The sequence below is a fragment of the Ralstonia sp. 22086 genome, assembly GCF_052045975.1.
Classification (GTDB): domain Bacteria; phylum Pseudomonadota; class Gammaproteobacteria; order Burkholderiales; family Burkholderiaceae; genus Ralstonia; species Ralstonia wenshanensis.
Genome location: NZ_JBQEPZ010000005.1, coordinates 350,369 through 375,207 on the forward strand (window position 1 = coordinate 350,369; position 24,839 = coordinate 375,207).

Annotated in this window: 30 protein-coding genes; 9 read left to right on the plus strand and 21 right to left on the minus strand. The window is 64.1% G+C overall.

Annotated elements, in window-relative coordinates; all coding sequences use genetic code 11:
• The first annotated feature begins 37 nt into the window (after positions 1 to 37).
• Complete coding sequence (locus ACTJK6_RS22415) at positions 38 to 874, plus strand: bifunctional allantoicase/(S)-ureidoglycine aminohydrolase (RefSeq protein WP_440840214.1); 837 nt, start codon at positions 38 to 40, stop codon at positions 872 to 874.
• An 87-nt stretch (positions 875 to 961) separates the two neighbouring features.
• On the opposite strand, the gene tam is transcribed toward ACTJK6_RS22415, so the two are convergent.
• Positions 962 to 1,741 carry a trans-aconitate 2-methyltransferase gene (gene tam / locus ACTJK6_RS22420; protein WP_440840215.1) on the minus strand — a complete coding sequence of 260 codons (780 nt, stop codon included), beginning with the start codon at positions 1,739 to 1,741 and terminating at the stop codon, positions 962 to 964.
• A 98-nt stretch (positions 1,742 to 1,839) separates the two neighbouring features.
• Here tam and ACTJK6_RS22425 point away from each other — a divergent pair, with 98 nt between their 5' ends.
• The gene (locus tag ACTJK6_RS22425; RefSeq protein ID WP_440475782.1) at positions 1,840 to 2,736 is read left to right on the plus strand and encodes a LysR family transcriptional regulator; all 897 of its coding nucleotides are present in this window, start codon (positions 1,840 to 1,842) and stop codon (positions 2,734 to 2,736) included.
• A 53-nt stretch (positions 2,737 to 2,789) separates the two neighbouring features.
• Here ACTJK6_RS22425 and ACTJK6_RS22430 read toward each other — a convergent pair whose 3' ends face one another.
• Positions 2,790 to 3,098 carry a hypothetical protein gene (locus tag ACTJK6_RS22430; protein WP_316870437.1) on the minus strand — a complete coding sequence of 103 codons (309 nt, stop codon included), beginning with the start codon at positions 3,096 to 3,098 and terminating at the stop codon, positions 2,790 to 2,792.
• A gap of 212 nt (positions 3,099 to 3,310) precedes the next feature.
• Positions 3,311 to 4,450, minus strand: a complete 1,140-nt coding sequence (locus tag ACTJK6_RS22435) for a nickel/cobalt efflux protein RcnA (RefSeq protein ID WP_440840216.1) — start codon at positions 4,448 to 4,450, stop codon at positions 3,311 to 3,313.
• Positions 4,451 to 4,549: 99 nt separating this feature from the next.
• Here ACTJK6_RS22435 and ACTJK6_RS22440 point away from each other — a divergent pair, with 99 nt between their 5' ends.
• Complete coding sequence (locus tag ACTJK6_RS22440; protein ID WP_092973887.1) at positions 4,550 to 4,822, plus strand: metal/formaldehyde-sensitive transcriptional repressor; 273 nt, start codon at positions 4,550 to 4,552, stop codon at positions 4,820 to 4,822.
• On the opposite strand, the gene ACTJK6_RS22445 is transcribed toward ACTJK6_RS22440, so the two are convergent.
• On the minus strand, positions 4,803 to 4,949 hold the full coding sequence (locus tag ACTJK6_RS22445) for a hypothetical protein (protein WP_440840217.1): 147 nt from the start codon (positions 4,947 to 4,949) through the stop codon (positions 4,803 to 4,805). The two genes, ACTJK6_RS22440 and ACTJK6_RS22445, sit on opposite strands and share 20 nt — an antisense overlap.
• A 264-nt stretch (positions 4,950 to 5,213) precedes the next feature.
• Here ACTJK6_RS22445 and ACTJK6_RS22450 point away from each other — a divergent pair, with 264 nt between their 5' ends.
• Complete coding sequence (locus tag ACTJK6_RS22450; RefSeq protein WP_440840218.1) at positions 5,214 to 6,077, plus strand: DMT family transporter; 864 nt, start codon at positions 5,214 to 5,216, stop codon at positions 6,075 to 6,077.
• 76 nt (positions 6,078 to 6,153) lie between these two features.
• On the opposite strand, the gene ACTJK6_RS22455 is transcribed toward ACTJK6_RS22450, so the two are convergent.
• The 5 genes from ACTJK6_RS22455 to ACTJK6_RS22475 form a co-directional block, all read right to left on the minus strand.
• Positions 6,154 to 6,543 (minus strand): hypothetical protein, encoded by a 390-nt coding sequence (locus tag ACTJK6_RS22455; protein ID WP_440475780.1) that lies wholly within the window; start codon positions 6,541 to 6,543, stop codon positions 6,154 to 6,156.
• 75 nt (positions 6,544 to 6,618) lie between these two features.
• Positions 6,619 to 7,938, minus strand: a complete 1,320-nt coding sequence (locus tag ACTJK6_RS22460) for an NAD(P)/FAD-dependent oxidoreductase (RefSeq protein WP_440840219.1) — start codon at positions 7,936 to 7,938, stop codon at positions 6,619 to 6,621.
• A complete protein-coding gene (locus ACTJK6_RS22465) occupies positions 7,935 to 8,696 on the minus strand; it encodes an amino acid ABC transporter ATP-binding protein (RefSeq protein WP_440840220.1) in 762 nt (253 codons plus the stop codon). Before ACTJK6_RS22465 ends, ACTJK6_RS22460 begins: the two co-directional genes overlap by 4 nt.
• 2 nt (positions 8,697 to 8,698) lie before the next feature.
• A complete protein-coding gene (gene ehuD / locus ACTJK6_RS22470; RefSeq protein ID WP_440076466.1) occupies positions 8,699 to 9,370 on the minus strand; it encodes an ectoine/hydroxyectoine ABC transporter permease subunit EhuD in 672 nt (223 codons plus the stop codon).
• Positions 9,371 to 9,391: 21 nt separating this feature from the next.
• The gene (locus tag ACTJK6_RS22475) at positions 9,392 to 10,156 is read right to left on the minus strand and encodes an ABC transporter substrate-binding protein (protein WP_440076467.1); all 765 of its coding nucleotides are present in this window, start codon (positions 10,154 to 10,156) and stop codon (positions 9,392 to 9,394) included.
• A gap of 195 nt (positions 10,157 to 10,351) precedes the next feature.
• Between ACTJK6_RS22475 and ACTJK6_RS22480 the strand changes: the two genes are divergently transcribed.
• Entirely contained in the window at positions 10,352 to 11,149 is a 798-nt protein-coding gene (locus ACTJK6_RS22480; protein WP_440076468.1) for an IclR family transcriptional regulator, read from the plus strand.
• Positions 11,150 to 11,194: 45 nt separating this feature from the next.
• Here the strand turns inward: ACTJK6_RS22480 and ACTJK6_RS22485 are convergent, their stop codons facing one another.
• The gene (locus ACTJK6_RS22485; RefSeq protein WP_440840221.1) at positions 11,195 to 11,629 is read right to left on the minus strand and encodes a universal stress protein; all 435 of its coding nucleotides are present in this window, start codon (positions 11,627 to 11,629) and stop codon (positions 11,195 to 11,197) included.
• A gap of 184 nt (positions 11,630 to 11,813) precedes the next feature.
• On the opposite strand from ACTJK6_RS22485, the gene ACTJK6_RS22490 reads away from it, so the two are divergent.
• Positions 11,814 to 12,257 carry an acyl-CoA thioesterase gene (locus tag ACTJK6_RS22490; protein ID WP_440840222.1) on the plus strand — a complete coding sequence of 148 codons (444 nt, stop codon included), beginning with the start codon at positions 11,814 to 11,816 and terminating at the stop codon, positions 12,255 to 12,257.
• A 109-nt stretch (positions 12,258 to 12,366) separates the two neighbouring features.
• Positions 12,367 to 12,588, plus strand: coding sequence for a hypothetical protein (locus ACTJK6_RS22495; RefSeq protein WP_027678733.1), 222 nt, complete (start codon positions 12,367 to 12,369; stop codon positions 12,586 to 12,588).
• Positions 12,589 to 12,654: 66 nt separating this feature from the next.
• On the opposite strand, the gene ACTJK6_RS22500 is transcribed toward ACTJK6_RS22495, so the two are convergent.
• Positions 12,655 to 13,251 carry a hypothetical protein gene (locus ACTJK6_RS22500; RefSeq protein WP_440840223.1) on the minus strand — a complete coding sequence of 199 codons (597 nt, stop codon included), beginning with the start codon at positions 13,249 to 13,251 and terminating at the stop codon, positions 12,655 to 12,657.
• An 80-nt stretch (positions 13,252 to 13,331) separates the two neighbouring features.
• Positions 13,332 to 13,529 (minus strand): hypothetical protein, encoded by a 198-nt coding sequence (locus tag ACTJK6_RS22505; RefSeq protein WP_257878091.1) that lies wholly within the window; start codon positions 13,527 to 13,529, stop codon positions 13,332 to 13,334.
• A 474-nt stretch (positions 13,530 to 14,003) separates the two neighbouring features.
• On the opposite strand from ACTJK6_RS22505, the gene ACTJK6_RS22510 reads away from it, so the two are divergent.
• Positions 14,004 to 14,288, plus strand: coding sequence for a hypothetical protein (locus ACTJK6_RS22510; protein ID WP_440840224.1), 285 nt, complete (start codon positions 14,004 to 14,006; stop codon positions 14,286 to 14,288).
• A 60-nt stretch (positions 14,289 to 14,348) separates the two neighbouring features.
• Here the strand turns inward: ACTJK6_RS22510 and ACTJK6_RS22515 are convergent, their stop codons facing one another.
• Positions 14,349 to 15,236: a LysR family transcriptional regulator gene (locus ACTJK6_RS22515; RefSeq protein WP_440840225.1), complete on the minus strand. Its 888-nt coding sequence runs from the start codon at positions 15,234 to 15,236 to the stop codon at positions 14,349 to 14,351.
• Between the two features lie 352 nt (positions 15,237 to 15,588).
• Between ACTJK6_RS22515 and ACTJK6_RS22520 the strand changes: the two genes are divergently transcribed.
• A complete protein-coding gene (locus ACTJK6_RS22520; RefSeq protein WP_440840226.1) occupies positions 15,589 to 17,319 on the plus strand; it encodes a GMC family oxidoreductase in 1,731 nt (576 codons plus the stop codon).
• A 304-nt stretch (positions 17,320 to 17,623) separates the two neighbouring features.
• Here the strand turns inward: ACTJK6_RS22520 and ACTJK6_RS22525 are convergent, their stop codons facing one another.
• The 8 genes from ACTJK6_RS22525 to ACTJK6_RS22560 form a co-directional block, all read right to left on the minus strand.
• On the minus strand, positions 17,624 to 18,532 hold the full coding sequence (locus tag ACTJK6_RS22525; RefSeq protein WP_232041504.1) for an amino acid ABC transporter substrate-binding protein: 909 nt from the start codon (positions 18,530 to 18,532) through the stop codon (positions 17,624 to 17,626).
• A gap of 256 nt (positions 18,533 to 18,788) precedes the next feature.
• Positions 18,789 to 19,676: an amino acid ABC transporter substrate-binding protein gene (locus ACTJK6_RS22530; protein ID WP_440840227.1), complete on the minus strand. Its 888-nt coding sequence runs from the start codon at positions 19,674 to 19,676 to the stop codon at positions 18,789 to 18,791.
• Between the two features lie 124 nt (positions 19,677 to 19,800).
• Positions 19,801 to 21,462, minus strand: a complete 1,662-nt coding sequence (locus ACTJK6_RS22535) for an acyl-CoA dehydrogenase family protein (protein WP_440840228.1) — start codon at positions 21,460 to 21,462, stop codon at positions 19,801 to 19,803.
• Positions 21,463 to 21,542: 80 nt separating this feature from the next.
• A complete protein-coding gene (locus ACTJK6_RS22540; protein WP_260803677.1) occupies positions 21,543 to 22,052 on the minus strand; it encodes a GNAT family N-acetyltransferase in 510 nt (169 codons plus the stop codon).
• Between the two features lie 9 nt (positions 22,053 to 22,061).
• A complete protein-coding gene (locus ACTJK6_RS22545) occupies positions 22,062 to 22,364 on the minus strand; it encodes a DUF6916 family protein (protein ID WP_440840229.1) in 303 nt (100 codons plus the stop codon).
• Positions 22,365 to 22,443: 79 nt separating this feature from the next.
• Positions 22,444 to 22,959 (minus strand): phage tail protein, encoded by a 516-nt coding sequence (locus tag ACTJK6_RS22550; protein WP_260780463.1) that lies wholly within the window; start codon positions 22,957 to 22,959, stop codon positions 22,444 to 22,446.
• A 19-nt stretch (positions 22,960 to 22,978) separates the two neighbouring features.
• Positions 22,979 to 23,515 (minus strand): phage tail protein, encoded by a 537-nt coding sequence (locus tag ACTJK6_RS22555; RefSeq protein ID WP_260803679.1) that lies wholly within the window; start codon positions 23,513 to 23,515, stop codon positions 22,979 to 22,981.
• 10 nt (positions 23,516 to 23,525) lie between these two features.
• Positions 23,526 to 24,074, minus strand: a complete 549-nt coding sequence (locus tag ACTJK6_RS22560; RefSeq protein ID WP_433865873.1) for a phage tail protein — start codon at positions 24,072 to 24,074, stop codon at positions 23,526 to 23,528.
• Between the last annotated feature and the right edge of the window lie 765 nt (positions 24,075 to 24,839).

Here is a 24,839-nt window from a genome sequence, read left to right on the forward strand (position 1 = left end):
CGCTCGGGGCCGGACCAACCCATTGCCTGAATGCAACATGTCTAAGACCACGTATTACGCGCCGCATGGCGGCCATCCGCCGCAGACGGATCTGCTGACCGATCGCGCGATGTTCACCGAGGCGTACGCAGTGATCCCCAAGGGGGTGATGCGCGACATCGTCACGAGCTGGCTGCCGTTCTGGACCCACACGCGCCTGTGGGTGATCGCCCGCCCGCTGTCGGGTTTTGCCGAGACCTTCTCGCAGTACATCGTTGAAGTGAACCCGGGCGGCGGCAGCGACAAGCCCGAGCAGGACAAGAACGCCGAAGCCGTGCTGTTCGTCGTTGAAGGCGAAGCCGAGCTGACGCTGCAGGGCAAGAAGCACACGCTCACGCCGGGCGGCTATGCGTTCATTCCGCCGGGCGCCGACTGGACGCTCCACAACGTCAGCGATGCGGCCGCGCGCTTCCACTGGATTCGCAAGCACTACCAGGTCGTCGATGGCATTCCCCTGCCGGAAGCCTTCGTGACCAACGAGCAGGACGTCGAGCCGATCCCGATGCCGGGCACCAACGGCGCCTGGGTGACGACGCGCTTTGTCGACATGAGCGACATGCGCCACGACATGCACGTCAACATCGTGACGTTCGAGCCGGGCGGCGTGATTCCGTTTGCCGAAACCCACGTGATGGAACACGGCCTGTACGTGCTCGAAGGCAAGGCGGTTTATCGCCTCAATCAGGACTGGGTCGAGGTGGAAGCGGGCGACTTCATGTGGCTGCGCGCGTTCTGCCCGCAGGCCTGCTATTCGGGTGGCCCTGGCCGCTTCCGTTACCTGCTGTACAAGGATGTGAATCGTCACATGAACCTGACGCTGAACCCGTCGCGTTAAGCGCCGCAGGTGTCAAAAAAAGAGCCCGCCGGTGGTTTGCCGTCGGGCTTTTTTCATGGCCGTTGATTTTCGTTTCTGCGATTGCGCCTACTTGCGCGTGGCTACGATGAACAGCCGGGGGAACGGCAGCAGCACCGTGCCATCATCGAGAGCCGGATAGGCCTGGGCAATCATGTCGCGATAGCGGGCGAGGAACGCGGGTCGCTCGTCCTCGCTCAGCGCTGCGAGGAATGGCCGCAGCGCGCTGCCCTTGAACCATTCGACCACCGCATCGGCGCCGCCTTGCAGAGGATGCATGTACGTGGTGCGCCACACGTCGACGCGCGAGCACAGCGGCGCCAGCAGTGCGTAATAGCGGCGCGCATCGAAGCGCTCTGTGCGCTCCACACCCTTGAGCTTGCCGGCCCATGGCCCCGCAGCGGCCACTTCGCGCATGAGGCGGTGCGCAGGTTCGTCGAGGTTGTCCGGCATCTGCACGGCCAGGTGGCCCCCCGCCGCAAGCTTGCCAACGAGTTTCGGAAACAGCGTGTCGTGCGCCGGCAGCCATTGCAGCACCGCATTGGCGAGGATCAGGTCATACGCGCCGGGCTCATCCCACGCAGCAATGTCGGCCACATCGAAGCGCACCTCGGGCAGGCGCTTGCGTGCGGCTTGGATCATGTCGGCCGAGGCGTCGATGCCGCGAACGGCTGCGGCGGGCGCGCGCGCCATCAGTGCTTCCGTTGAATTGCCTGGCCCGCAGCCGATATCGATGGCGATATGGACGGGCGTGGGCGGCACCGCGGCAAGCAGGTCCCGGACCGGCCGCGTGCGCTCATCCTCGAATTGCACATACTGCTTTGCGTACCAATCGTGTGGGGTCGTCACGATGCGCTCCTTGTTGTGGTTTGCGGGATGCGCAAAGTGTCCGGTTTCCGGATCGATCAGTAAAATGAATTCAATTTACAGATTGATTCATAACGTTGATGAAAATCGATACGCTCGGCGTGCAGGCATTTGTGGCGATTGCAGAGAGCGGCAGCTTTACGCAAGCCGCCGACACGCTGCACGTGACGCAGACCGCGATCACACAGCGCCTGCGCAAGCTGGAGGCGTTTCTCGGCGTCGCGCTGGTGGAGCGCACCACGCGCCGGACCGAGCTAACGGAAATTGGTGAGCGCTTTCTGCCGCAGGCGCGCCGGCTGCTCAATGAGTTGTCCGATGCGCTCACGGAGATTCGCGAGACCGGCCTGAGCCAGCGCGGCGACATCACCATCGCCTGCGTGCCGACGGTGGGCGTGCAGTATCTGCCGCGCATCCTGCGCGCGTTCTCGGAGCACCGGCCGCATGATCGCGTGAAGATTCTCGATCACGCCTCGGCCTCCGTGCTGCAAGCCGTGCTGCGTCGTGAAGCCGAGTTCGGCATCAGCATCGCGGGCGACCAGCATCCGGAGCTCGTGAGCGTGCCGCTGACGAGCGATCCGTACGTCCTCGTCTGCCGCGATGATCACCCGCTCGCCAAGCGGCGGCGCATCCGGTGGCAGGCCCTGCAGCCCCACCCGCTAATCTTTGCCGGCGAGGTGAGCGGCAACCGCAGCCTGCTCGACGGCGCACTGAAGGCGAGCGGCGTGACGCTGCATTCGTTCTACGAAGTGCAGCGCAGTTCAACGGCGCTCGGCTTGGTGGCTGAAGGGCTCGGCGCGGCGGTGGTGCCGCGGCTGGCGATTCAGAAGAACGCGTACCCGATGATTCGTACGGTGGAGCTGGTGGAGCCTGAAGTGTCGCGCACGCTGGTGCTTGTCACACGCAAGGCTGCGCACCTGTCGCCCGCAGCGCGTGCGTTGTACGACCGGATCGTCGACGGGGCAACTTCAGCGAGGTGATGCTCGCGTGGAGGGCCGTGCTTACACGGTCCCTCTCACGCCATACCGGCCCGTCACGCGCGAGCGCCGTCCGTGCTGCCCGGGTAGCTCGTATCGCCGCGCCATGCCAGCACGTCATGCGCGCTGGCTTGACGATCTGCGCCTTGCGCATACGGGTCGAAACGATCGTACTTCCACGACAGATAGCCGTAGGTATCGGCCTGCCGATCTGCACCTTGCGTGAACGGGTCCGTCTTGTCGACGGCGCCTTGCGTGTACGGATCGTACTTGGCCTGCGCGGCCGAAGCCGGTTGGGCGATGAACAGCGCGGCAGAAGCGGAAAGCGTGGCAAGCAAGGCCAGGGCAATGCGGTGGGTGTGCATGATGAACTCCTCGAGCGGTTAACGTGCCGCCGGAGGCGGCATCCCATCGGATCGCTGGCGGAGCGTGGCCGCCCGGATCCCACAGGTTGGTCGCGGTGCGCATGCAAACCTGACACTGCATCGACGAAAAACATGCCGCACCAGCCTGTACCTGCAGATACGCAGGCCATGCGGCAGTGGATGCAGCGGTGCAGAAAAAAGCGCAGACGCTGCTACGGCAGCTGCATCAGCCCGTGCACGCCTTGCCACCCCACGTACAGCCCCACCAGGGCAATCAGCACGCCTGACAGGTACGGCGCCTTGCGCGCAAATTCACCAAAGCCGCCCCAGCGGCGAGAGACGTGCTTCACGCTCAGCGCAGCCAGCGCGCCCGAGGCCACCAGCGTGAGGGCCAGCCCGATGCTGAAGCACAGCACCAGCGCCGCGCCCAGGGTGATCTTCTTGAGTTGCAGGCACAACAACAGCACGGTGATCGACGCCGGACACGGAATCAGCCCGCCCGTGAGCCCGAACACGATGATCTGGCCCGTGGTCACTTCACGGTTGGCAAAGCGGCGGCGGATGTCGTTGGCGTGCGCGCGTTCGTGGGCGTCCTGGTATTCGGCAGACGACACATCCAGCCCGCCATGGCTGTGATCATGGTCGTGGTCATGCTCGGTGAACGTGACGTCGTAGTCATGCCGATGGTGTTCGTGCCCGAGCGACAGGCGCGCCACAAAGGCGTGCGGCTCGGGAATGGATTGCTCCGATTCCAGAAAGCCGTCGCGCTGGACGAAGTGGAAAGTCTGCCGACTGCCGGCGGGGCGCTCGGTCACGATCTGCACCTGCTCGGCCGACCATGCGGTGCCGCGCGTACCTTCCCGCGTTAGCCGGAAGCGCGGCGGTACGCCATCTTCGAAGATGGCCAGCTGCACGATGCCGTGGCCGGTGTCGATGCGCTGGACATCGTCATGGCCGTGAGCGTGATCGTGATCATGGTGATGATGGTCGTGGTGGTGATCGTGCGCCGCGTGCGTGCTGCGCCAGGTGCGCCACATCATCCACGCGGCCACGGCCACGATCAGCACGGCAGACACCATCTGAAAATACGGCTCGGTGGTCTCCGCGTTCCAGTTGCGGCCGAAGTACAGGCCCGCCATGGCCACCGCCCACACCACCGCCGTGTGCGACACCGTGGCCGACAGCCCCAGCAACACCGCCTGCGTGAGCGTGCCGCGGATGGCGACGATGAACGCCGCCATCATCGTCTTGGAATGCCCAGGCTCCAGGCCATGAAGCGCACCCAGCAGGATCGCACTGGGAACGAACAGCCAGGCATTGCCTTGCTGCAGCAGGGTGGTGAACGCGGTCATGGATGGCAGTCGATAAATTCGGGTAGGCGAAATATACTCCCCCCTAGTATAGTGGTGCTACCCTCCCGCGTCATTCACACCACCTCGATACCCGATTCCATGGCACATACCATCCGCGACAAAGCCAAGCTGCTGGCGCGCGTACGGCGTATCCAGGGGCAAGCCGCCGCGTTGGAAAAGCAACTCGCCGAAGAGGGCGATTGCACGGCCATCCTGCAGCAGATTGCGGCCATTCGCGGCGCCGTCAATGGGCTGATGGCGGCCGTCATCGAGGGCCACCTGACGGATCACGTGGTGAAGGAGCCCGCCGAGGCCCAACGCCAAGAAGATCTCGACGCGGTGATGCAAGTGATCAAGTCGTACCTGAAGTAGCGCGCCGCCCTTGCGCCATGCGCACGATGCCGATACGCTGCTCGAACGCCGTCGGCCAATTCTGATTCTTCGATTCTTCGATTCTTCGATTCTTCGATTCTCCGATTCTCCGAATCTTCGTCTTCATGTCCCGACTTCACGCCACCCTCCTCGCCGCCGGCCATCGCGCCCGCGTGGATGACGTGTGCGTGCAGCCCGGGCCCTTCCCTCCTCCTGTCGTGTCTTGGAGCTACGACGTGATCGGCGCACAGCCGCCGCCGCCTCCGCCCGCTCTCGGCTGATTCTCAGCCGCTTCGTTTCCGGTTGACCTGAACCAGGCTCGGGCACACGCCCGAGGCAGGCGCTCGCCTGCGCGCCGGAACCCGACATCTCTTTTCGACAGGTGAGTGGTATGCGTTCCATGCAAGCCGCGCTGGCAGGGTCCGGCGCGACGGTTCTATTCGTGCTGCTGTGGAGCAGCGGCGCAATCTTTGCGGAGATCGGGGTGCAGCATGTCCCAGCGTTCGCGTTTTTGGTTGGGCGCTTTGCGCTCGCGTCTTTGGTGTTGGCGGGCCTAGGCCTGCGGCGCGGGCAGTGGTGGCCGGCGCCGGGTTCACGGCTGAAGGTGGCCAGCACCGGTGCATTGCTGACCGGCGGCTATTCAATCTGCTATCTGCTCGCGCTGGACCGCGGCCTCACGCCCGGGCTGCTGGCCACGGTGCTCGGCGTGCAGCCGCTGCTCACGCTGCTGGCAACCGAGCGCACATGGTCTGCACGGCGGATGGCCGGCCTGGCGCTCGCGCTGGGCGGCCTCTCGCTCGTGGTAGGCGGGGCCGATGCGCAGCAGGTGCCGATGGCTGGTCTCGGCTATGCGCTGGCCGCGCTCCTCAGCATGACGGTGGGCGCCATCTGCCAGGAGCGGCTGAACCAGTCGCCCATCGATACGCTGCCGCTGCAGAACGCAGTGAGCCTCGTGCTGTGTGTGGGGGTTTCCATCGCGCAGCCCGTGCAATCGCTGACGTTCATGCCCGGCCTGCCCGGTATCGCCGCCTTGCTGTGGATGGGCGTGGTGATGTCGGTGGGGGCGCAGTTGCTGTTTTACCGGCTCATGCAGCGCGGCAATCTCGTCAATGTGACGAGCCTGTTCTACCTCGTGCCGGTGGTGACGGCGCTGCTGGATGACCTCGTGTTCGGGCATCGCATGGCCCCCGTCGCAATGGCCGGGATGGCGATGATTCTGGTGGGGTTGGCGGCGGCGTTCCGGGCGATCCGCTGATTGAAGCCAGAAGGCGAGCCACTTGGTCTTGGTGGCTCGCTCATTCATCGTTGCCCGGTGCCCGGTGCCCGATGCCTTACTGCGCGAGCTGCCGCAACTTCCATTCCCCGCTCGGCTGCTTGCACAGCCATGCCGTCCACTGCTCCTTGCTGCTGCCGCGCGTGAGTTCGCTCTGCAGGCGGCGGCACGATTGCCCCGCGTCGGTCTTGGATTCCAGCGGGGTGATGGTCGCGTCGATGGCGGCCTGCTTGCCTCTGGCCGGGGCGGTCCATTGCGCGGGCGTGTTGTCGGCGGCGCTCTTGAGCACATCGCCAATGGCCTTGGTAAACGACTTCAGCTCCGTCGGGCTCATCGAGCCGATGATGGTGCTGGCCAGCACGTTGCGGAAATAGGCAAACGAAGGCGTGGCGCTAGCAAAGAGCGCGGCGCCAGCAAAGGCAAGCGCAAGACGGCGGCGATGCGACATGGGTCCCCCAGGATGTGACGAAAAGGAGCCTTCATCCTAGAACATCCTGCAGCGGCTTGTGGCGGCAATGCGCGTTCAGCCGCCGAGTTTGTCGAGCAGGCTGTACCACGCCACGCCCGCCGCAATGTAGAAGCGCTGCAACCCGTGCAAGGGGATCGGTGTGATGGGCGATACGGGATACGGAAACGCGTCTCCACTGCCTGCAAGCCGTGCGGCGATGTGCTGGCCAAGGCTGGTGCACAGCGCGATGCCGCGTCCGTTGCAACCCAGCGCCATCGTGATGCCCGGCGCGGGCTCGTGGATATGCGGCATGAAATCCCGCGTGATGGCGATGCGGCCCGCCCAGCGGTATTCATACTCAAGCGGGCCGAGTTGTGGAAAGAGCAGCTCCAGCGAGCGTTCAAGGTGTGCAAAATCCTGTGCGTCGCGCGGCTCTGCAAAGAAGCCGCGTCCACCCATCAGCAGGCGCCCGGCTGCGTCTTTGCGGAAATACAGCAGCAGCCGTTGCGATGTGGAAGCCGTTTCGCCGCGCGCCAGAATGCGCTCGGCTTCAGCCGTCTTGAGCGGCTTGGTGGCGACGATGAAGCTGTTGGCTGAGAGCACCGTCTGCGCCAATCCGGGCCACAGCGGGCCGGTGTAGCCATTGGTGGCGATCACCACGCGCTGCGCACGCACCTTTGCGCCCGTGCTGGTGGTGGCGATCCAGTGCGTGCCCTGTTGCTCGAGTGCGGTGACCGTGGTGCGGCCATGCACGGCGGCACCGGCATTCTGCGCGGCACGCACCAGCCCGCGTGCATACGCCATCGGCTGGATGGCGCCCGCGCGGCCATCGAGCCATGCGCCGGCAAACGCCTCGGTGCCGACACGTTGCGCGACGGCGGCGCGGTCCAACATTTCCACCGGCACGCCACGCTTTTCCCACTGCCGGGCGCGCGCATGCAGCGCCGGCACGGCCTTGTCCGAATAGGAAAGCTGCAGCCACCCGGCGCGCACGGGCTGGCAGTCGATGCGGTGCCGGTCGATCAGATCGAACACCAGATCGGCGGAGCGCGACACAGCATCGATCAACGGTTCGGCACGCGCGGCGCCCAGCAGGCTCACCAGTTCATCGGGGTCGTGCTTGAGCGTCGGGTTGACCTGTCCGCCGTTGCGCCCGGAAGCGCCCCAGCCCGGATCGTTGGCTTCGAGCACGGTGACCCGCGTGCCGCGTTCAGCCAGATGCAGCGCGGTGGACAGCCCCGTGTAACCCCCGCCGATGACGAGCACGTCGGTGGTGACCGATTCCATCAACGCAGGCGTGGGCGGCGCGGCCGGTGCGGTGGCAGCCCACAACGATGGCGGTAGCGGCTCGCCGCCGGATGTGCCGGGGGCGATATCGAGGTGCGGCTGCGTCATGGCGCGAGTTCTCCGGCCGGAGCATCGGCGGGTTTGTGCAGCACGCGGCGCAGAAAGTCCTGCGTACGCGGTTGACGCGGGGCACCCAGGACCTGCGCGGCTGGCCCTTCTTCGACGATGGTGCCGCTGTGCAGAAAGCACACGCGGTCCGCCACTTCGCGCGCAAAACCCATCTCGTGCGTGACGACGATCATCGTCATGCCTTCGCGGGCGAGTGCGCGCATCACCTCCAGCACATCGCCGACGAGTTCGGGGTCGAGTGCAGACGTGGGCTCGTCGAACAGCATCGCCTCGGGCTCCATCGCCAGTGCACGGGCAATCGCCACACGCTGCTGCTGGCCGCCGGAGAGCTGCGCCGGGTACGCCGCTGCCTTGGCGGCCAGACCTACTTTGTCCAGCAGCGCCATCGCTTTCGCTCGGGCTGCTTCGGGGCGTTCGCCCTTCACATAGACCGGACCTTCCATCACGTTTTCCAGCACGCTGCGATGCGGAAACAGGTTGAAGCGCTGGAACACCATGCCCATGCGGCTGCGCAGCGTGTGGATGGTTTTGCTGTGTTGATCGACGCGTTCGCCAAAGGCGCGGATCTCGCCGCCATCGTACGACTCCAGCCCGTTGATGCAGCGCAGGACGGTCGACTTGCCCGAGCCCGACGGGCCGATCAGGCAGACGACCTCGCCCTTGTTCACGTGCAGGCTCACGCCGCGCAGCACGTGATGGTCGCCAAAGTGTTTCTGCAGATCACGGATCTCGATCATGCTCATCGCTTGGCCCTCCCTGCGCCCAAGCGGTGTTCCAGCTTGCGCAGGCCGAACACCAGCGGCAGGCTCATCACCAGATACAGCAGCGCCACCAGCGTGTAGACCGTCATGTTCTGGAACGTGGACGACGCAATGAGCTGCCCCGCACGCGTCATTTCTGCCACCGTGATGGTGGACACCAGCGACGAATCCTTCAGCATCATCACCAGCGTATTGCCGTACGGCGGCAGCGCAATGCGAAACGCCTGCGGCAGGATCACGCGCCGCATGATGAGCGCGCCGCGCATGCCCATCGCCTGCGCGGCTTCACGTTGCCCGGGGTCCACGGCCTCGATGCCGGCGCGGAAGTTCTCGGCCTGGTATGCGGAATACGCAATGCCCAGCCCGATCACGCCCGCCTGAAACGCCGTGAGTTGAATGCCGATGTCCGGCAGCACGAAATAGATGTAGAAGAGCTGCACGATGATCGGCAGCCCCCGAATGATGTTGACGATCGTCGCCCCGGCCGCGGACACGGCCTTGATGGGCGACAGGCGCATCAGCGCGAGCCCCAGGCCGATCACGCTGCTGAGCAGGAACGACAGCACGGTCACCTCCACCGTGACCACCGCCCCCTTCAGCAAGATCGGCAGGAAGTCCTGCGCGTTCTCAAGAAACGTTGCAACACTCATGGCGCATCACCGATCCGAAAATCAGATGCCCCACTTCTTCACGATGGCATCAAGCGTGCCGTCTGCCTTGATCTTGGCGATGGCCTTGTTGAGGCGGTTGAGGGTTTCCGTATCGCCCTTGCGCACCACCAGGCACACGTCGCCCACGTTGGCGGGTTTGTAGTTGGGCGCGAGCTTCACGCCCTGGAAGGCGTTCTGGCGGATCTGGTACGCGATGATCGGCTGGTCGCCCAGCCCGGCCTTGATACGGCCCAGCGCCAGGTCGCGCGTCATGTCGGCCACCGAGTCGTAGCTGCGCACTTCCTTGAAGATGCCCTTCTTGTTGAGCATGTCGAGGAACACCGTGCCGACCTGCGCGCCCACCACCTCGCCTTTCAGATCATCGAGCGTGGCGTAGTTCTTGGCGTCGTCGGCCTTGACGATCAGGCCCTCGCCGTACGAGTAGACCGGGTCGGAAAAATCCACCACCTGCGCACGCGCTGGCGTCTTGAGCATCGCGGCCGAGATGATGTCGATCTTGTTGGACGTGAGCGACGGAATCAGCGCCGAGAACACCGTCTGCTGCACGTTCACATTGAAGCCGCCCGCCTTGCCTACGGCCGTGACGGTGTCGACCATCATCCCCTGGATGGAATTCGTCTTCACGTCCAGAAACGTGAACGGCACGCCCGTGGCCGTGGCGCCGACGTTATAGGTGGCCGGCGCACCCTGCGCCCAGGCAAACGATGCGGTGCCGAGCATGCACAACGCCAGTGCAGCGCGACGGAAGGTGGTGACAACAGACATGGCAATCCTCCAGGCAACGTAAAAAGATGCACCCCGAACGCGCAATGCACGGGGACTGGCTCAACGCAATGCAATGCTTGTGCCAATATTCGAACGTAACGAATCGATAAATAACTATGGAAAACCACTAATCGACGTATACGAATCGATATGCGATTCTTTGTCCGTTGATTTGCCACCGAGCCGCCACTTGTCATGACCGACGCTGCTGAACCTGCCGACGCCCCCGACCTGCTGTTCAACCAGTCGCTGGAGAAAGGGCTGGCCGTGCTGGGCGCCTTCAACGCGCAGCGCCGCACCATGACGATTGCCGACGTGGCCGCCGCCGCTGGCATCAACAAAAGCTCGGCGCAGCGCATGGTCTACACGCTCGAGCAGCTCGGCTACCTGCGCAAACATCCGCAGACGCGCCGCTACCAGCTCACCCCCGCGGTGATGAAGATCGGCTTCAACTATCTGGCCGCCGACACGCTCATCGACGTGGCCAATCCGTTCCTGGCCGAACTGACCAAGATGACCACCGAAACCTCGTGCCTGACCGAGCCTGATCAGAACGAGATGGTGTACGTCGCGCGTTTTGTGAGCGCGCATTTCGTGCCGGTGCACATGCCCATCGGCAGCCGCATTCCGATGTATTGCACCGCGTCGGGCCGGGCCTACCTGAGTGCGTTGCCGATGCCCGAAGCGCAAGCCATCGTCGAGGCGTCGCAGCGCGTGGCGCACACCATGCACACCCGCACCGATGTGGCAGACATCATGGAAACGCTGCGCCAGGCGCGCCAGCGCGGCTACGCCACCAACTGCGAAGAACTCTTCCTGGGGGACATGACCATCGCGGCGCCCATCGTCAGCAGCAATGGGCGGCCGCTGGGCGCAATTCACCTTGTCGCACCTACCGGGCGATGGACGGCGGAAGAGATGGAAACGAAGCTGGGCCCCGCGCTGCTGCAATGCGCGCGGGCGATCAGCACGTCGGTGCGAGCGCTGGGGTAGCGCGGCGCGCGGCGGAGTTGAACTGCTCCGCGCTCCCCGCCATCGTCAAGCCTTGGGCGCCTTCACCAGCACCACGGGGCATTCGGCATGCGCAAGCACCCGGCCCGCCACCGAGCCCATCAGCGCCTCGACAAATACGCCGCGCCCATGCGAGCCCATGACGATGGCCGCGGCCCCCGCACCTTGCGCGTGCTTCACGATGCGCTCCGGTGGAAAACCCACCAGCGCGTGCCGTTCGAACGGCACGCCGGCCGCACCCAGGATCGCGCAGACCGAAGCCATGGCGCCGGTGCTTTCCTCCGCGTACCAGGCGTCAACCTCTGCCTTGCCGACGAGTGATTTGATGTCGCCCGAGAGATCCGGCATGCAGTGCACGACGTGCACCGTCACATCGCTACCGAAGAGGGTCTTGTCGGCAATGCATCGCGCTGCCGCATCGGAATAGGTCGATCCGTCCGTCGCCAGTACCAGGGTTTTCATGTGGCCTCCTTGCCATGTCTGCCGCCGCGCCTCCTGCGCGGTCGGCGTCTGCTTCCAACGTAAGCGCTGCTGAAAACTGCGCGTTGATACGAGTCAACGGAAGGCCCATGGTGCAGTCACGCTCTCAGCGTTTGCACAGGAAGGCAGGCAGAATGCGCAGGTTGCCCCCGACTTCGCGCCCCTCATGACGACCACGCCATCCCTTTCCGATTACCCGCTGCATTCGACCGACAAGCTCCGCTACGGCGACACCGACCGCCAGGGCCACATCAACAACGCCGTCTTCGCCACGTACCTGGAGACAGGCCGCGTCGAGATGCTCTTCACGCCAGACAACCCGTTGGCCGCGCCCGGCTGCGAGTTCGTCATCGCGCAGCTCGTGCTCGATTTCCGCAATGAAATTCTCTGGCCGGGCTCGGTGCAGATCGGCACGCGTGTGGCGAGCGTCGGGCGCCGCTCGGTCAAGCTGGAGCAGGCGATCTTCCAGAACGGCCAATGCGCCGCCACGTCGCAATCGGTGATCGTGCAGATCGACGTTGCCACGCGCCAATCGACTCCGATTACCGACAGCGCCCGCCAGCGCTTAGCTGCGCTCACCGCCACCCCTGCCGGCGCCGAGGCGGAGTGATGCGCGGCGTACGCAAACGAACGCCTTCGAAAAATTTTTAACTTTGCTTGCACTTGCGCTCCTTGCCGGGAGCAAGATGGCTCTCCCGTTCAATCACGCGGAGGTGACCATGGGACTGTTGGATGAAGTGGGCAAGATCGCCGGCGCCGTCGCCGCCGTTGAAGCCGCCGAGAAAGTCGATCCGGATGCCGGCCTGCTGACCAAGGCCGTTGCCGCCGTCGCCGGTTTCAAGGGCGCGGGCGCACTGGAAGAGATGCTGGAAAAGAAGGACGAAGCCAAGGCCGAAGGCGCCGAGGCAGCTCCTGAAGATGGGGCTGCGCCGCAGGCTTGATTGGCTTGCAGGCTCAAAAGGATTTGGGGGACCCCGCCGGTTGGCGGGGTTTTTGTTTTGCTACTACTACGCCGATGGCCACGCGCCCGTCACCGTGTATTGGTACGCGTCGAAGAACTCGGGTATCTCCAAAAGCTCTTCCAGAACGCCACTGAGCGTTGTGTCCTGCTGCTGGAGCCTGTGCAGCGGACCTGCGGCATAAATCAACGCCTCCTCGCGCATCGACGGAATCGTTTCCTTCAGCAATTCAAACGCTGATGCCGGTGCGACTCCCTTTGCATATAGCCTGCACAGTATTTCGATGGCGTTGCCTTGCGTCCAGTCGTACTCCCCGCGGATAAAACTCAGCAAGGTAGGAACGGCAGGTGCACCGAAGTGGTAGAAAACTTCGAAGATGGCGAACTGACATGCGGTTAGCCAAGCACCAAGCCCAGCGAATTGAGGTGCCAGTGCGTCAGGGGGCGTATGTTCACCGCGCAATAGACCAACGAGCGTGTCGATCGTATTGCTGCCAAGTACCAATGCGGCCGCCGCAGCCCGTCGCTGGAATTCCTCGCGGTTATGGAAGGCCGCTGCCACGTGCCGAACATGGTTGTTCTCCGGTGCTTCGGCCGTTGTCGTAACCCGCTTGCGGGGCAGCATTGTCCAGATTGCTTTCAGCATCGTGCCGCTTTTGGTGGGGCGAACTCTATTGAAACGCCAAAGAGAGATCGCACACATTCTCCGAGGCTGGGTTTGCAAAATCAATCGCCCTCAGTGGGGGCTTCATAGTCCAGCGGCGACGAATCATCTGGTTTGTAAATTGGCTGCTGTACGGGCACGACACACAGCTCGTGGTATTCACGCAGGGTTTTTGTATTGATGAGACCGGCGCGATGCAAATCGGATGCTGTGCTGTAAATAGCCTCAGATGCGTCGCTCTTGAATCGCGTTTTAGTCATTCCAATCTCCATAGGCCAGCCGAGCAGAAATCGGACATGAACTTAGCCGCTGCTGTAGACGGTCACTATAGGAATCGGCCTCGACTGGACGCTTTGGGCCGCCACAGTTCAACTTCGGCACATATAATCCCCACCGTCACCGCACCAACGGTGACTGGGTTTAGCAGCCCACCCCTTTTTCCCAGACGGACAGCCGCCTCCGCGCGGCATTTTTGTGTCCGGTGCTTGTGCACGCCTATGTGTTTCATGGCGGGCCGGGCGGTGAGACCTTCGGGTCTGCCGGTAGCTGGGATAGGGCCGGTCTGCTAACGCCGTCGTCAGGCCCGCCACCCTCGTTTAGCAGCGAGCGGCGAGCCTCCATCAACCTATCCCCGGAGGCCACATGGCTACCGCACTCAGCGGGCATCGCCCCGCGTCTTACCCTTCTCCGCCGCTTTGGCGTTGCAGGCTTCCCACGCAACCGGGAGGTGCCGCATGTCGCTGACCAAGAACCGTCTCTACCTTGACGGTGCGATCTCAGCGCGCGCGTTTCTGTGCCGCACGCGCAGCGTCATGCACGAAGCCGGTCAATGCCGGCCGGGCAGGCTGCGCGAGCAGCTCACGTACTTCTCGGAACATGCGTATCCACCGGCCTTCGTGAAAGGCTTTATCGATGCCATCGACGCGTATCTGTCGATGTCGCTCGGGGGGAGCGACGTAGACCCGCGCACGTGGGAGGTCTTGGCCGCCATCGAGCGACGGCAGGTCACCGCCGCATAACAACAGATGGACGTTTCCCCGGGGCGGGCCGGGGATGCCAGATAGGCAGCCGATCTCAGCTCAAGCCGCGCGCTTGCGCTCCAGCGCGCTTTGCCGCGTAGAAAATCCGTCTCGAATACATTGCGCCAGCGCTTGTGTTGCCTGGCTCGCGCCCTGCACCGGCAGCAGCAAGCTGATCGCAAACATCGGCAGTTCCGGCAGGCCGGCCTCGGGCCCGAGGATGTCGAGATCCGCCGGCACCGTCGGCGTCAGCCATGCCGTGACGGCCAGCCCCGTGCGCACCGTGGCGGTGGTCGCTTCGATGTTGCCGCTCTCGAACACCGTGCGCCATTCGATGCCGTGCTCGCCCAGCGCCTTGAGCACGCGGGCGCGGAAGGCGCAGCTCTCGTCCACCATCGACAGCGGCAGCGGGCGCTTCGCATGCACGTTGCCGCCGCGCGGGCCGACCCACACCAACCGCTCCACGCACAGGCATTCGCCCGTGGCTTCATCCACGGGCGCTTCGACCACGGCGACGTCCAGCTCGCCGCGCGCAATGCGCTCCGCAAGCTCGGGCGAGGTGCCGCAGACGATGGTCAACTCCACCGACGGCCACGCCTCGGTAAACGCCTTGAAGATCGGCGGGAAAACGGTGCCGACCAGGTCGTAAGGCACGCCCAGGCGCACCGGCCCCTGCAGCGGGCGCGCCGCCATGTCGGCCCAGATTTCGTCGTTGAGGGCGAGCAGGCGTTTGGCGCGACCGAGGAACCGTTCACCGGCGTGGGTGAGTTCCAGCCGCCGGCCGTCGCGCTCGAACAGGCGGCATTCGAAGGCGTCTTCGAGCCGCTTGATCTGCTGGCTGATGGCGCCCTGCGTGAGGTGCAACGCGTTGGCCGCCACCGTCATGCTGGCGTTTTCCGCCACGGCAATGAAGGTGCGGACGAGGGTGATGTCGAGGTTCTTGGCCATCGCTGCATTCTAGAAGCTAATGCATTGGCGAAAAAACCGCATCGTTGCTAATGGCTTGCGAGCGTACTGGGCGGCCCGATCGGCAACCCGCCGTGGGCGGCATGCCTCCTGTCAGGGCCGCGCGCAACCGTGTGCCAGTGCGGAATTGCTGCGTTGCGGCATGCCGCAAGCGCCACCAAGGCAACGCTCTGCCAGCCGCAGCGTGCGGGTTTGTTGCATGCCATCGAACGATGCCTCTAATGCGGGTAACCCCGGTCGTTTGAAACAACCCATGGCGCCTAGGATGTGAACTCGTGACCGGCAAACAGCCGGCGGCGTCGCTCGCCCATTAGAAAACCATCCGGAGACACCCATGGCCACCGAATCGCAGACATCCGCGCTCACCTTCGACTACGTCATCGTCGGCGCAGGCTCAGCCGGTTGTGCGCTTGCCAGCCGGCTGACCGAAGACCCGGACGTGACCGTCGCGCTGCTCGAGGCCGGGCCGCACGATCATCACCTCTCCGTCTGGGTGCCGGCCGGTTGCGCGGCGTCGCTGCCGTTCAAGAACAAGCGCAACTATGGGTTTCAAACCGTGCCGCAAGCGGGGCTGGGCGGCCGCCAGGGTTATCAGCCGCGCGGGCGCGGGTTGGGCGGCAGCTCGTCGCTCAACGCGATGATCTACATCCGCGGCACGCCCAGCGACTACAACCACTGGGCGGCGCTCGGCTGCACCGGCTGGAGCTGGAACGACGTGCTGCCGTACTTCAAGCGCTCCGAAGGCAACGAACGCTTTGCCGGCCGCGACGACGACGCGCTGCACGGCGGCACCGGCCCGCTGCACGTGAGCGACCTGCGCACCGGCAACCCCATCGCACAACGCTTTGTCGATGCCGGCGTGGCCGCAGGCTACCGCCGCAACAACGATTTCAATGGCCCCGACCAGGAAGGCGTCGGCCCGTACCAGGTCACGCAGTACAACGGCGAGCGCTGGAACGCCGCGCGCGCCTACCTGCATGGCGGCGACAAGGCCGACGCCACGCTCAGCCGCAACCGCCGCCAACTCACCGTGATGCCCGACACGCAGGCGCTGCGCATCGTCTTTGAAGGCAAGCGCGCGGCAGGCGTGACGGTCGAGCGCGGTGGTCGCACTGAAACGTTGCGCGCGCGCCGCGAGGTGATCGTCTCATCGGGCGCGTTCGGCTCGCCGCAGTTGCTGATGGCTTCGGGCGTGGGCCCGGCGGAGCATCTGCGCTCGCTCGGCATTCCCGTCATCCACGACCTGCCCGGCGTCGGCCAGAACTTGCAGGACCACCTCGACATCATCCTGCACAAGAAAGTCTTCAACCTGGACTTGATCGGCTATTCCGCACGCGGCAGCGTCCACATGCTGGGCGAGATCCTGCGCTACCGGCGCGAGCGTCGCGGCATGCTGGCGACCAACTTTGCCGAAGCCGGCGGCTTCATCAAGAGCCGGCCCGAACTGGCCGATCCCGATTTGCAACTGCACTTCGTGGTGGCCATGGCCGACAACCACAACCGCACGTTCAACTACGGCCACGGCTATTCCTGCCACGTGTGCGTGCTGCGCCCGAAGAGCCGCGGCGAAGTGCGCCTGGCCTCCGCCGACACGCGCGAGGCACCGCTGATCGACCCGAAGTTCCTTTCCGACCCTGATGACATGGCCGGCATGCTCGCCGGCTTCCGCGCCGTGAAGAGCATCTTCGCGCAGCGGCCGCTGGCCGACCTGGGCGGGCGCGAGCTGTATTCCGGAAACATCCGCGGCGACGGCTCCGACGACGAAGCCGTGCGCGCCCTCATCCGCCAGCACGCCGACACCATCTACCACCCCGTCGGCACCTGCAAGATGGGCAGCGCCGACGATGGCATGGCCGTGGTCGACCCCGAACTGCGCGTGCGCGGCTTGACAGGCCTGCGCGTGATCGACGGCTCCGTCATGCCGACGCTCATCGGCGGCAACACCAACGCCCCCATCATCATGATCGCCGAGCGCGCCGCCGACCTCATGCGCCAAGGCGGACGCCCGACGCTGAACGTGGTGAGCAGCATCCCGGCGCAGGCAGCGCCAGCCGAGGTGCACTGAGCAACAAGACACATCTGGGCGCCAACGCACGCACACCAACGGTGTGGCCTTTGACGTAACTGCCCTAGATGGCGCCTTGAATTTGTGTGAGCGAGCGGAAAAAGGAAGGAGGCCTGTCTGAGCGCAGCGAGTTTGCCTCCTTCCCCGCACGGTCACATAAATTCAAGGGGAAGTCGCCATCTCGGGCGCGCCTTTCTTTGCTTACTTTCTTTGGCAAGACAAAGAAAGTGAGTCAGCCCCGGCAGGGGATGAATCAGGGGTGAACCACAAACGCCCACCCCGCGCAGAGAAACAGACAACAACATCAGTTCCCAGCACTATCCGTAGGCGTATTAAACGAATCCCGAAGCAAGTAACTCATCGGCACGTCCAGATTCACCCCATTCGGCGGAATCGGCTGCTGAAACCACTTCTTGTACAGCTTCGGCACCTCGCCGTCGACAATCAGCCGCGTCATCGACTGGTCGATCAGCTTCTTGAACTCTGCATCCTGCTTGCTGAGCATGATCGCGTACGACGACACCAGCTGCGTCTTGCCCGCCAGGCGGTAGTCAGCCGGATTCTTGGCCGTGGCGCGCATGCCCGAGAGCAGGATGTCGTCACCGGCAAACGCGTTGGCGCGGCCGTCGGCCAGCATTGCAAACGCGCTGCGCAGGTCGTTGGCATCCACCACGTGCATCGTCATGCCCGTCTCGTTGAGCTTGCGTGCGAGGTCGGCGTTGGTCGAGCCGCGCGCGGCCACCACCGTCTTGCCGTTCAGGTCTTCCCATTGCTGGATCGGCGAGCTGGCCTTCACCAGCATGCGGCCCTTGGTGATGTAGTGCGGAATGGTGAAGGCGACCTTCTCACGGCGCTCGCGCGAGTTGTTGGTCGAGCCGCATTCCAGGTCGGCCTTGCCCGAGGCGACCACGTCCATGCGTGTGGCGGCTGTCACCGGCAGGTACTGCACCTTCAGGTCGGGGCGCTTGAGCGAGGTCTTGATCGAATCGATCAGGCGGGAGCAGATGTCGATCGTGTAGCCGACCGGCTTGCTGCCATCGAGGTACGAAAACGGAATCGAGTCTTCCCGATAGGCTACGTGCACCGTGCCCGAATCGCGGATGCGATCGAGCGTCGGGGTGGCGGCAACGGCGTTGGATGGGAAGAAGGCGGCGGAAACAGCAGCGGGAACGGCAAGCGCGGCCAGCAGCCACGTGCGCGCAAAGAACGGCATCGTCAAAGTCCTAGGAGAGGTTCGGGCTTCTAATGGCCAGCCGGCCGCATCGGGGCCCTATCGACGCGGCCGTGCGCGCAATCGATTGCCGGGCGACATCCGCCCGGCTGCGCAGCATTGGCTGGGGCGCGCCGTCACTCCCCCCCGGGAATGCCAAACGTGAAGCAATGTCACGCGCCGCCATGGGCGCGCATTATGCGCTGACTGCGGGTATACCCTCAAGCACCTTCTCGGTGCATGGTTGGCGAGCGTTGCGCTAATCCGCCACCTTGTCGGTCGGGAACTTGAACGAATCGCGCAGCAGGAAGCTCATCGGGATTTCCAGCTTTACGTCATTTGGCGGAATCGGCTGCTGGAACCACTTCTTGTAGAGCTTTTCCGCCTCGCCATCGAGGATCGTGCGTGACATCGCCAGGTCGATCACCTTCTTGAACTCGGCATCGTCCTTGCCAAGCATGATCGCGTATGGCGCCACAGCCAGGTTGCTGCCGACGACCGCGTAGTCTGCCGGGTTGGGCGACGTCGCCCGGAAGCCATAGAGCAGCACGTCGTCCATCGCAAACGCATCGGCGCGGCCGGCCGCCACCATGCCGAAGGCTTCGGCGTGGTCGCGTGCCTCCACCACGTTGACCTTGAGCACGCGCGCATCGGCCATCGCGCGGATCTGCCCGCCGTTCGTGCTGCCGCGCGTGGACACCACCGTCTTGTTGTTGAGGTCTTCCCAGCGGTGGATGCCCGAACTGGTCTTCACCAGCATGCGGCTGCTGGCAATGTAATGCGGAATAGTGAACGCTACCTTCTCGCGCCGCTCGCGCGTGTTGTTGGTCGATCCGCATTCGAGGTCTGCGCGGCCTTCGGCAATGGCGGCGATGCGCGTGGCGGGTGTCACGGCCACGTATTGCACCTTCAGATCGGGCCGCTTGACCGCCACCTTGATTGCGTCGACCAGCCGCGCGCAGAGGTCGATCGAATACCCCATCGGCTTGCCGCCATCGACATAGGAGAACGGTACGGAGTTCTCGCGATATGCGAGCCGGACGGTGCCGGTATCACGGATGCGGTCAAGCACGGGGGATGCAGCCAACGCCTGGAAAGCGCACAACGCCAGGCCGGCCGCGAGCAATGCGCGGGTCGGGTGCGGCACGGAATGTCTCCTGTCTGGGTATTTTTCTGGTGCCGGCGCGCTCGCGCGGCTCCCTTACCCTAGGCGATGTGATCTTTCATCCCGCTTTCACGCCGGCCTTCCCGCGTTCCTCTTCACAGAATCTTCATACAGGCCACGCGCGCTGCAGCACCGCACCCAGCTCCTGCGCGTGTCCATCGAGCGTGCCGAACACCCGGCCATGCTGATGATGGAAGCGGCTGGCGATGAAGCGCTCGGCGTCGTCGGGGTGGGCATGGGCCAGCATCAGCGCGGCCTGTGCGGTGAGCGCCAGCCCCTGCGCGATGCGGCGGGCAGACGTCTCCTGAATATCGCCGGGCTGATGCAGCATCGCCTGCAGCGCGGCCAGCTCGGCGCGCACGGCACGGTGGCCCTGCGCGCGCTCGCCAATGTCGTGCACCAGGCGCAGCGCATCGTCCGGCGTGCGGGCGATGGCGCGCAGCACGTCCAGGCACATCACGTTGCCCGAGCCTTCCCAGATGGAGTTGACCGGGGCCTCGCGGTACAGGCGCGCCATCGGGCCTTCTTCCACGTAGCCGTTGCCGCCCCAGACTTCCATCGCCTCGCCGGTCGCCTCAATAGCGCGCTTGCAGACCCAGAACTTGGCGGCAGGCGTGACGATGCGCTTCCACGCCGCGGCCAGCGGATCGACATCGGCGCGCTCGAACGCGTTGCCCAGTTCCATCATCAGCAAGGTCGCGGCTTGCGATTCCAGGGCCAGATCGGCCAGCACATTGCGCATCAGCGGTTGGTCGGCCAGCAGACGGCCGAAGGCCATGCGGTGGCGCGCGTGGTGCAGCGCCTGCATCAGCGCGTGCCGTAGGATGGCCGCGCTGCCGATCACGCAATCGAGCCGCGTGTGCGTCGCCATCTCGATGATGGTCGGAATGCCGCGCCCTTCTTCGCCAATCAGGATGCCTTCCGCGCCGCGGAACTCCACTTCGCTGCTGGCGTTGGAGCGGTTGCCGAGCTTGTCTTTCAGGCGCTGGATCTGGATCGGATTCTTGCTGCCATCGTCCCGAAAGCGCGGGACGAAGAAGCACGACAGCGGCCCGTCTTCCGCGCCCATACGCGCGACCACCAGGTGCGCATCGCACATCGGCGCAGAGAAGAACCACTTGTGGCCGGTGATGGCGTATGCGGCGCCACGGCCTTCGCCGCGCAAGGGCGTTGCGACCGTGGTGTTGCTGCGTACATCGGAGCCGCCCTGCTTTTCGGTCATGCCCATGCCGACGAGGATGGCGGTCTTCTGGCGCCACGGCAGATCGCGTGCGTCGTGTTCGCGGGCGTAGAGACGCGGCCCCAGATCGGCAAACAGCGCGGTCTCTTTCTGCAGCACGGGGATGCTGGCGAACGTCATCGTTGCCGGGCACAGCGTGCCGGATTCGATCTGCGCTTGCATGAAATAACCGGCGGTGCGCGCGGCCCAGGCGCCGGCGCGCGGCTCGGCAAACGGCAGCGCCTGCAGCCCCTGGCTGCGCATCAGGCCGAGCAGCGCGTGCCACGCGGGGTCGAAGCGGATGGCGTCGATGCGCTCGCCGGTGCGGCTGTGGGTGTGGAGTTCGGGGTGGTAGGTGTTGGCCTCTGTGGCCCACTGCAGCGTCTCGGGCGCGCCGAGCTGGTCACCGAAGGCTTGCAGCGCGCTGGCGTTCCAGCCGCCACCCAGGCGTTCGAGTGCGCTTTGCAGCGTGGTGTCGGACGTGAAGGGGTTGAAGCCGGTCAGGTCTGGGACCTGGTTGAAGACGCGGTGGGTGGCCTCAGTGGGCATTTGGGGTCTCCTGGCGTGGTGCTTTTGGTTGTGTGGGCCATGGTAGACCACCGGCGGTGGAGGTGGGTGGAGAGGGATTTCTATACGGTTGCCGCTTGCATGGCGGCCCCATCCCACTCGAGGAACAGATACACGCCCTTGTCCTCCACCAGTCGAAACCCCATTCGCTGATACAGACGCTGAGCGGGGTTGAAGCGCTCCACATGGATCTGCACGCGTTTTCCTGAAGCGCGGGCCTGCGCAAATACAGCAGAAAGCACCGCGCTGCCGATCCCCGAACCGCACTGCTCCGGCACCAGCGAGATATCGATGATGAGCAGGGCTTCCTGCCGGTGCTGCAGGTAGATCCGCCCGGCAGGCACGCCCTCCTGTTCGATCACGAAAAATTCCGCCTCGGGGTACGCAAAGTAGGCGCGTTGCTGTGCATCGAACTGCATCCGCACGAACTGCGCCTTCTGTTCATCGGTCCAGCCGGTCGCCTGCAGTTCGGCCTCGCGGGTGGTGCCGTAGAGGTGCAGGAGGAAGGGCTGGTCTGCGTCGGTCAGGGGGCGCAGCGTGGTGCCATTGCGCTCGATGCGGAAGGTGGGCATACCGGTGTCTCAAGCAAGGTTGAAGCAGGCTTGGTAGCGGAAGCCTTCCGCGGTGCGGGCGATCGGGACCAGGAACATCGGCTGTTCTGCAAGCGTGTCGTGGTGCAGGAAGTACGTGCCCTGTTGCAACGTGAACGAGGCATCGCCCTCGAACAACAGGGAGAACGCCTTCTGGCCTGGGCGCGCAAAACGGGATATCGCGACTTCGTCCAGGCGCAGCGTGAATGGCAGGTCAGGCGCTTGGCCTGGAACTGTCGCCACGGAGAACGCGGTGCCAACGTGCGGTTGGAATAGCTCAGCGGAAATGGTCATGGATGCGGGGAATCTGGAAGATCCAAGGTGAGGTCGGGCCGGCGTGACATGCGAGGCCGGCCCGCTGCGACAGCCCGAATTACGGGTGCGTCGGCCACGCGCCTTGCAGGGCGATGCAGTAATTGCTTGTCAGGTATGGCTGCATGTTCTCGTGCGGCTGGTTGTCACCGCCGATGCCCACTGCTTGCGGCGACAGTGTCGTGAGCGCTGGGGTTGGGGTCGCGGGAACGAAGGCCTGGTTGTTCGGAACCATGAAGCGTGAGGCCAGGCGGCCGCCCGCCGTAGTCGACGCAGGACGCGCGTTGTCACCATAAGCGGTGTGCGAGTGCGACGGCATTTCCGCCGTTGTCAGCGTGATAGTGGATGCGCCTTGCGGATCGCCCAGCGCCCCGTTGACGGGCCCCATCACTGCGCGCGCCCGCAAATCGGGCAGCCCGAAGGTGGATGTGCCGTTGCCGCCGTAGTTGACGCCCAGGATCGAGAACAGTTCGGTGTTCTGAGAGATGGGCATGATTGCGCCGTCGCAGGCGGCCCAGTCCACCGGGGCGAAACTGAAACCGAAGATGCGGATTTCGCCAACGAATTGATCAGACATGTGATCTCCCTTTTTCCGCTCAGCTCTGCGACGGGAAAATGCCCGCCGTGGCGATGATGTAGTTAATGGATGCCGTCGGCATGTGGTTAGAGTGCGGAAGACTGCCGCCCATCTGACCGATCGTCTGCAAGGCCAATGCAGCCTTGGTTGTCGGATTGGGGGTGCCGGCGTCGTAGAACCCCTGCGCGCTAGGGACGGTGGACAACAGCACGCCCGGGCCCGGCGTGATGGTCGAGGCATCCGCGCTGGTGGCGTTGATGGTGTGCGTATGCCCGGGCATCTCAGTGGTCGTGATCGAAACATTTTCAAGGCCAAGCTGCTGACCGATGAGACGGTTGGTCAGCCCAGGCCCCTGCCCTTGGCCAACGGGCAGCTTGCCCTGCAGCGCGGGCAACGCGAAGGTGGTCTGACCATCGCCGCCATACGTGGTGCCGAGCAGACTGAACAGCGGCTCGTTATCGGAAATGTAGAGCGTCTGGCCCTGGCAGAGCAGCCACCCGACCGGCGCGTAGTTGCCGGCGAACAGGCGGATTTCGCCAATGTACGGTTGTGCCATGCGTTGTCTCCTAGCCGCGTGACGGGTAGATACCCGTCAGCGAGATGATGTAGTTCAGCACCAGCGAGGGCTGCATGTTTTCATGGGGTTGCGTGCTTCCGGCGGAGCCGCAGGCCTCGGCAGACATCGCCGTCAGGGTGCCGGGCGCGCTGTAAAGCAATGTGCCGGGGCCGCTGATGCTGGGATTGGTGGCGTTGTAGAGGTTGCTGGTAGCCAGAAGGTGGTCTTGCGCGGTGCCGGCATTGCTTGCCGTGGCAGGCGCAGTCGATGCAACAAACGAATGGATGTGCATCGGCAACTGCTGCGAGGTCAGCGTGACGGTTTCGACGCCGCCGACCTCGCCCTGCAAATACGTCTGATTGTCGCGGTGCAGCGGCGTGCGACCACGCAGATCCGGCAGCGCGAAATTGGTCGTGCCGTTGCCGCCGTACTGAATGCCAAGTAGCGAGAACAGTGCGGAGTTCTGCTGAATCGGTAAAAGTGCGCCATTACACATCGCCCACCCTTTTGGTGGAAATGGAAATGCGCAGAGGCGAATCTCGCCCAGGTATTGATCCACAACCCCTCCCTCGTGATGTGGCACTGCCACGATATTGATTTTTGCTGTGCGCCATTTTTATCACCCATTGGTCAGGTGCCGCAATTTCAGATGAACCCCGGCTATGTTGTATCGATAAGACATAATGCTCAGTATTTCCAATCGATAACACGTATTGCCGGTGTCAATGGGTAAGCGGTTCCAAGACCCATGGCACGTGTCCATCTCCTCATTCTTTGGGATTGACGGCACGGGAGGGTTTTCCTAGCATCGCGTCGGAATCACAGTGCCTATCCAGATAATGAAAAAAAATAAGAAGGCCTGGTTTCTTGGGGTTTCCGTAAGGGTTAACGCTTGGCCTTTTCATCATTACGGATGATGCAATCGGTTGTGGTGGAATAAACCTGGCGCGGCTTCCAAAAAAAACGGGGAGTGCCTGATGGCAATCAGGCCCGAAATTCCCGAGGCGCAAAAGAAAAAAGCCCGCAATACAGCGGGCGGGACGAGGGAGAAATGCGCGTGCTGACACAAACCAGCCCGTATGACCGGCGTGGGGTGGCCGGATCGTTAATGTTTCAGTGCTCGGGAGGCGCGGGTGCCGCATACCGTGATATCGGCACATCCCGTCAGTGGTGCGTTGAGCAACATCGCCTAGTGTGGCGGCGTTGGCTGCGGGCTCTGATGTTAATGCTCGTACTGTGGGCGTCGGCGTCGGCGTCGGCAGCATGGGCGGACTGCACCATTAACTGGAACGTCCAGCCTTCGGAGAGTCAAGGCAATGGTACC

Excerpts from the sequence above, each read along its gene's own strand:
- ACTJK6_RS22505 (WP_257878091.1), bottom strand. The coding sequence starts at position 13,529 with ATGACTAAAACGCGATTCAAGAGCGACGCATCTGAGGCTATTTACAGC.
- ACTJK6_RS22415 (WP_440840214.1), top strand. The coding sequence starts at position 38 with ATGTCTAAGACCACGTATTACGCGCCGCATGGCGGCCATCCGCCGCAG.
- ACTJK6_RS22485 (WP_440840221.1), bottom strand. The coding sequence starts at position 11,629 with ATGAAAACCCTGGTACTGGCGACGGACGGATCGACCTATTCCGATGCG.
- ACTJK6_RS22515 (WP_440840225.1), bottom strand. The coding sequence starts at position 15,236 with ATGGCCAAGAACCTCGACATCACCCTCGTCCGCACCTTCATTGCCGTG.
- ACTJK6_RS22550 (WP_260780463.1), bottom strand. The coding sequence starts at position 22,959 with ATGTCTGATCAATTCGTTGGCGAAATCCGCATCTTCGGTTTCAGTTTC.
- ACTJK6_RS22535 (WP_440840228.1), bottom strand. The coding sequence starts at position 21,462 with ATGCCCACTGAGGCCACCCACCGCGTCTTCAACCAGGTCCCAGACCTG.
- ACTJK6_RS22520 (WP_440840226.1), top strand. The coding sequence starts at position 15,589 with ATGGCCACCGAATCGCAGACATCCGCGCTCACCTTCGACTACGTCATC.
- ACTJK6_RS22450 (WP_440840218.1), top strand. The coding sequence starts at position 5,214 with ATGCGTTCCATGCAAGCCGCGCTGGCAGGGTCCGGCGCGACGGTTCTA.
- ACTJK6_RS22495 (WP_027678733.1), top strand. The coding sequence starts at position 12,367 with ATGGGACTGTTGGATGAAGTGGGCAAGATCGCCGGCGCCGTCGCCGCC.
- ACTJK6_RS22440 (WP_092973887.1), top strand. The coding sequence starts at position 4,550 with ATGGCACATACCATCCGCGACAAAGCCAAGCTGCTGGCGCGCGTACGG.
- ACTJK6_RS22545 (WP_440840229.1), bottom strand. The coding sequence starts at position 22,364 with ATGACCATTTCCGCTGAGCTATTCCAACCGCACGTTGGCACCGCGTTC.
- ACTJK6_RS22480 (WP_440076468.1), top strand. The coding sequence starts at position 10,352 with ATGACCGACGCTGCTGAACCTGCCGACGCCCCCGACCTGCTGTTCAAC.
- ACTJK6_RS22430 (WP_316870437.1), bottom strand. The coding sequence starts at position 3,098 with ATGCACACCCACCGCATTGCCCTGGCCTTGCTTGCCACGCTTTCCGCT.
- ACTJK6_RS22475 (WP_440076467.1), bottom strand. The coding sequence starts at position 10,156 with ATGTCTGTTGTCACCACCTTCCGTCGCGCTGCACTGGCGTTGTGCATG.
- ACTJK6_RS22445 (WP_440840217.1), bottom strand. The coding sequence starts at position 4,949 with ATGAAGACGAAGATTCGGAGAATCGGAGAATCGAAGAATCGAAGAATC.
- ehuD (WP_440076466.1), bottom strand. The coding sequence starts at position 9,370 with ATGAGTGTTGCAACGTTTCTTGAGAACGCGCAGGACTTCCTGCCGATC.
- ACTJK6_RS22435 (WP_440840216.1), bottom strand. The coding sequence starts at position 4,450 with ATGACCGCGTTCACCACCCTGCTGCAGCAAGGCAATGCCTGGCTGTTC.
- ACTJK6_RS22525 (WP_232041504.1), bottom strand. The coding sequence starts at position 18,532 with ATGCCGTTCTTTGCGCGCACGTGGCTGCTGGCCGCGCTTGCCGTTCCC.
- ACTJK6_RS22460 (WP_440840219.1), bottom strand. The coding sequence starts at position 7,938 with ATGACGCAGCCGCACCTCGATATCGCCCCCGGCACATCCGGCGGCGAG.
- ACTJK6_RS22490 (WP_440840222.1), top strand. The coding sequence starts at position 11,814 with ATGACGACCACGCCATCCCTTTCCGATTACCCGCTGCATTCGACCGAC.
- ACTJK6_RS22500 (WP_440840223.1), bottom strand. The coding sequence starts at position 13,251 with ATGCTGAAAGCAATCTGGACAATGCTGCCCCGCAAGCGGGTTACGACA.
- ACTJK6_RS22510 (WP_440840224.1), top strand. The coding sequence starts at position 14,004 with ATGTCGCTGACCAAGAACCGTCTCTACCTTGACGGTGCGATCTCAGCG.
- ACTJK6_RS22465 (WP_440840220.1), bottom strand. The coding sequence starts at position 8,696 with ATGATCGAGATCCGTGATCTGCAGAAACACTTTGGCGACCATCACGTG.
- ACTJK6_RS22555 (WP_260803679.1), bottom strand. The coding sequence starts at position 23,515 with ATGGCACAACCGTACATTGGCGAAATCCGCCTGTTCGCCGGCAACTAC.
- ACTJK6_RS22540 (WP_260803677.1), bottom strand. The coding sequence starts at position 22,052 with ATGCCCACCTTCCGCATCGAGCGCAATGGCACCACGCTGCGCCCCCTG.
- ACTJK6_RS22425 (WP_440475782.1), top strand. The coding sequence starts at position 1,840 with ATGAAAATCGATACGCTCGGCGTGCAGGCATTTGTGGCGATTGCAGAG.
- ACTJK6_RS22455 (WP_440475780.1), bottom strand. The coding sequence starts at position 6,543 with ATGTCGCATCGCCGCCGTCTTGCGCTTGCCTTTGCTGGCGCCGCGCTC.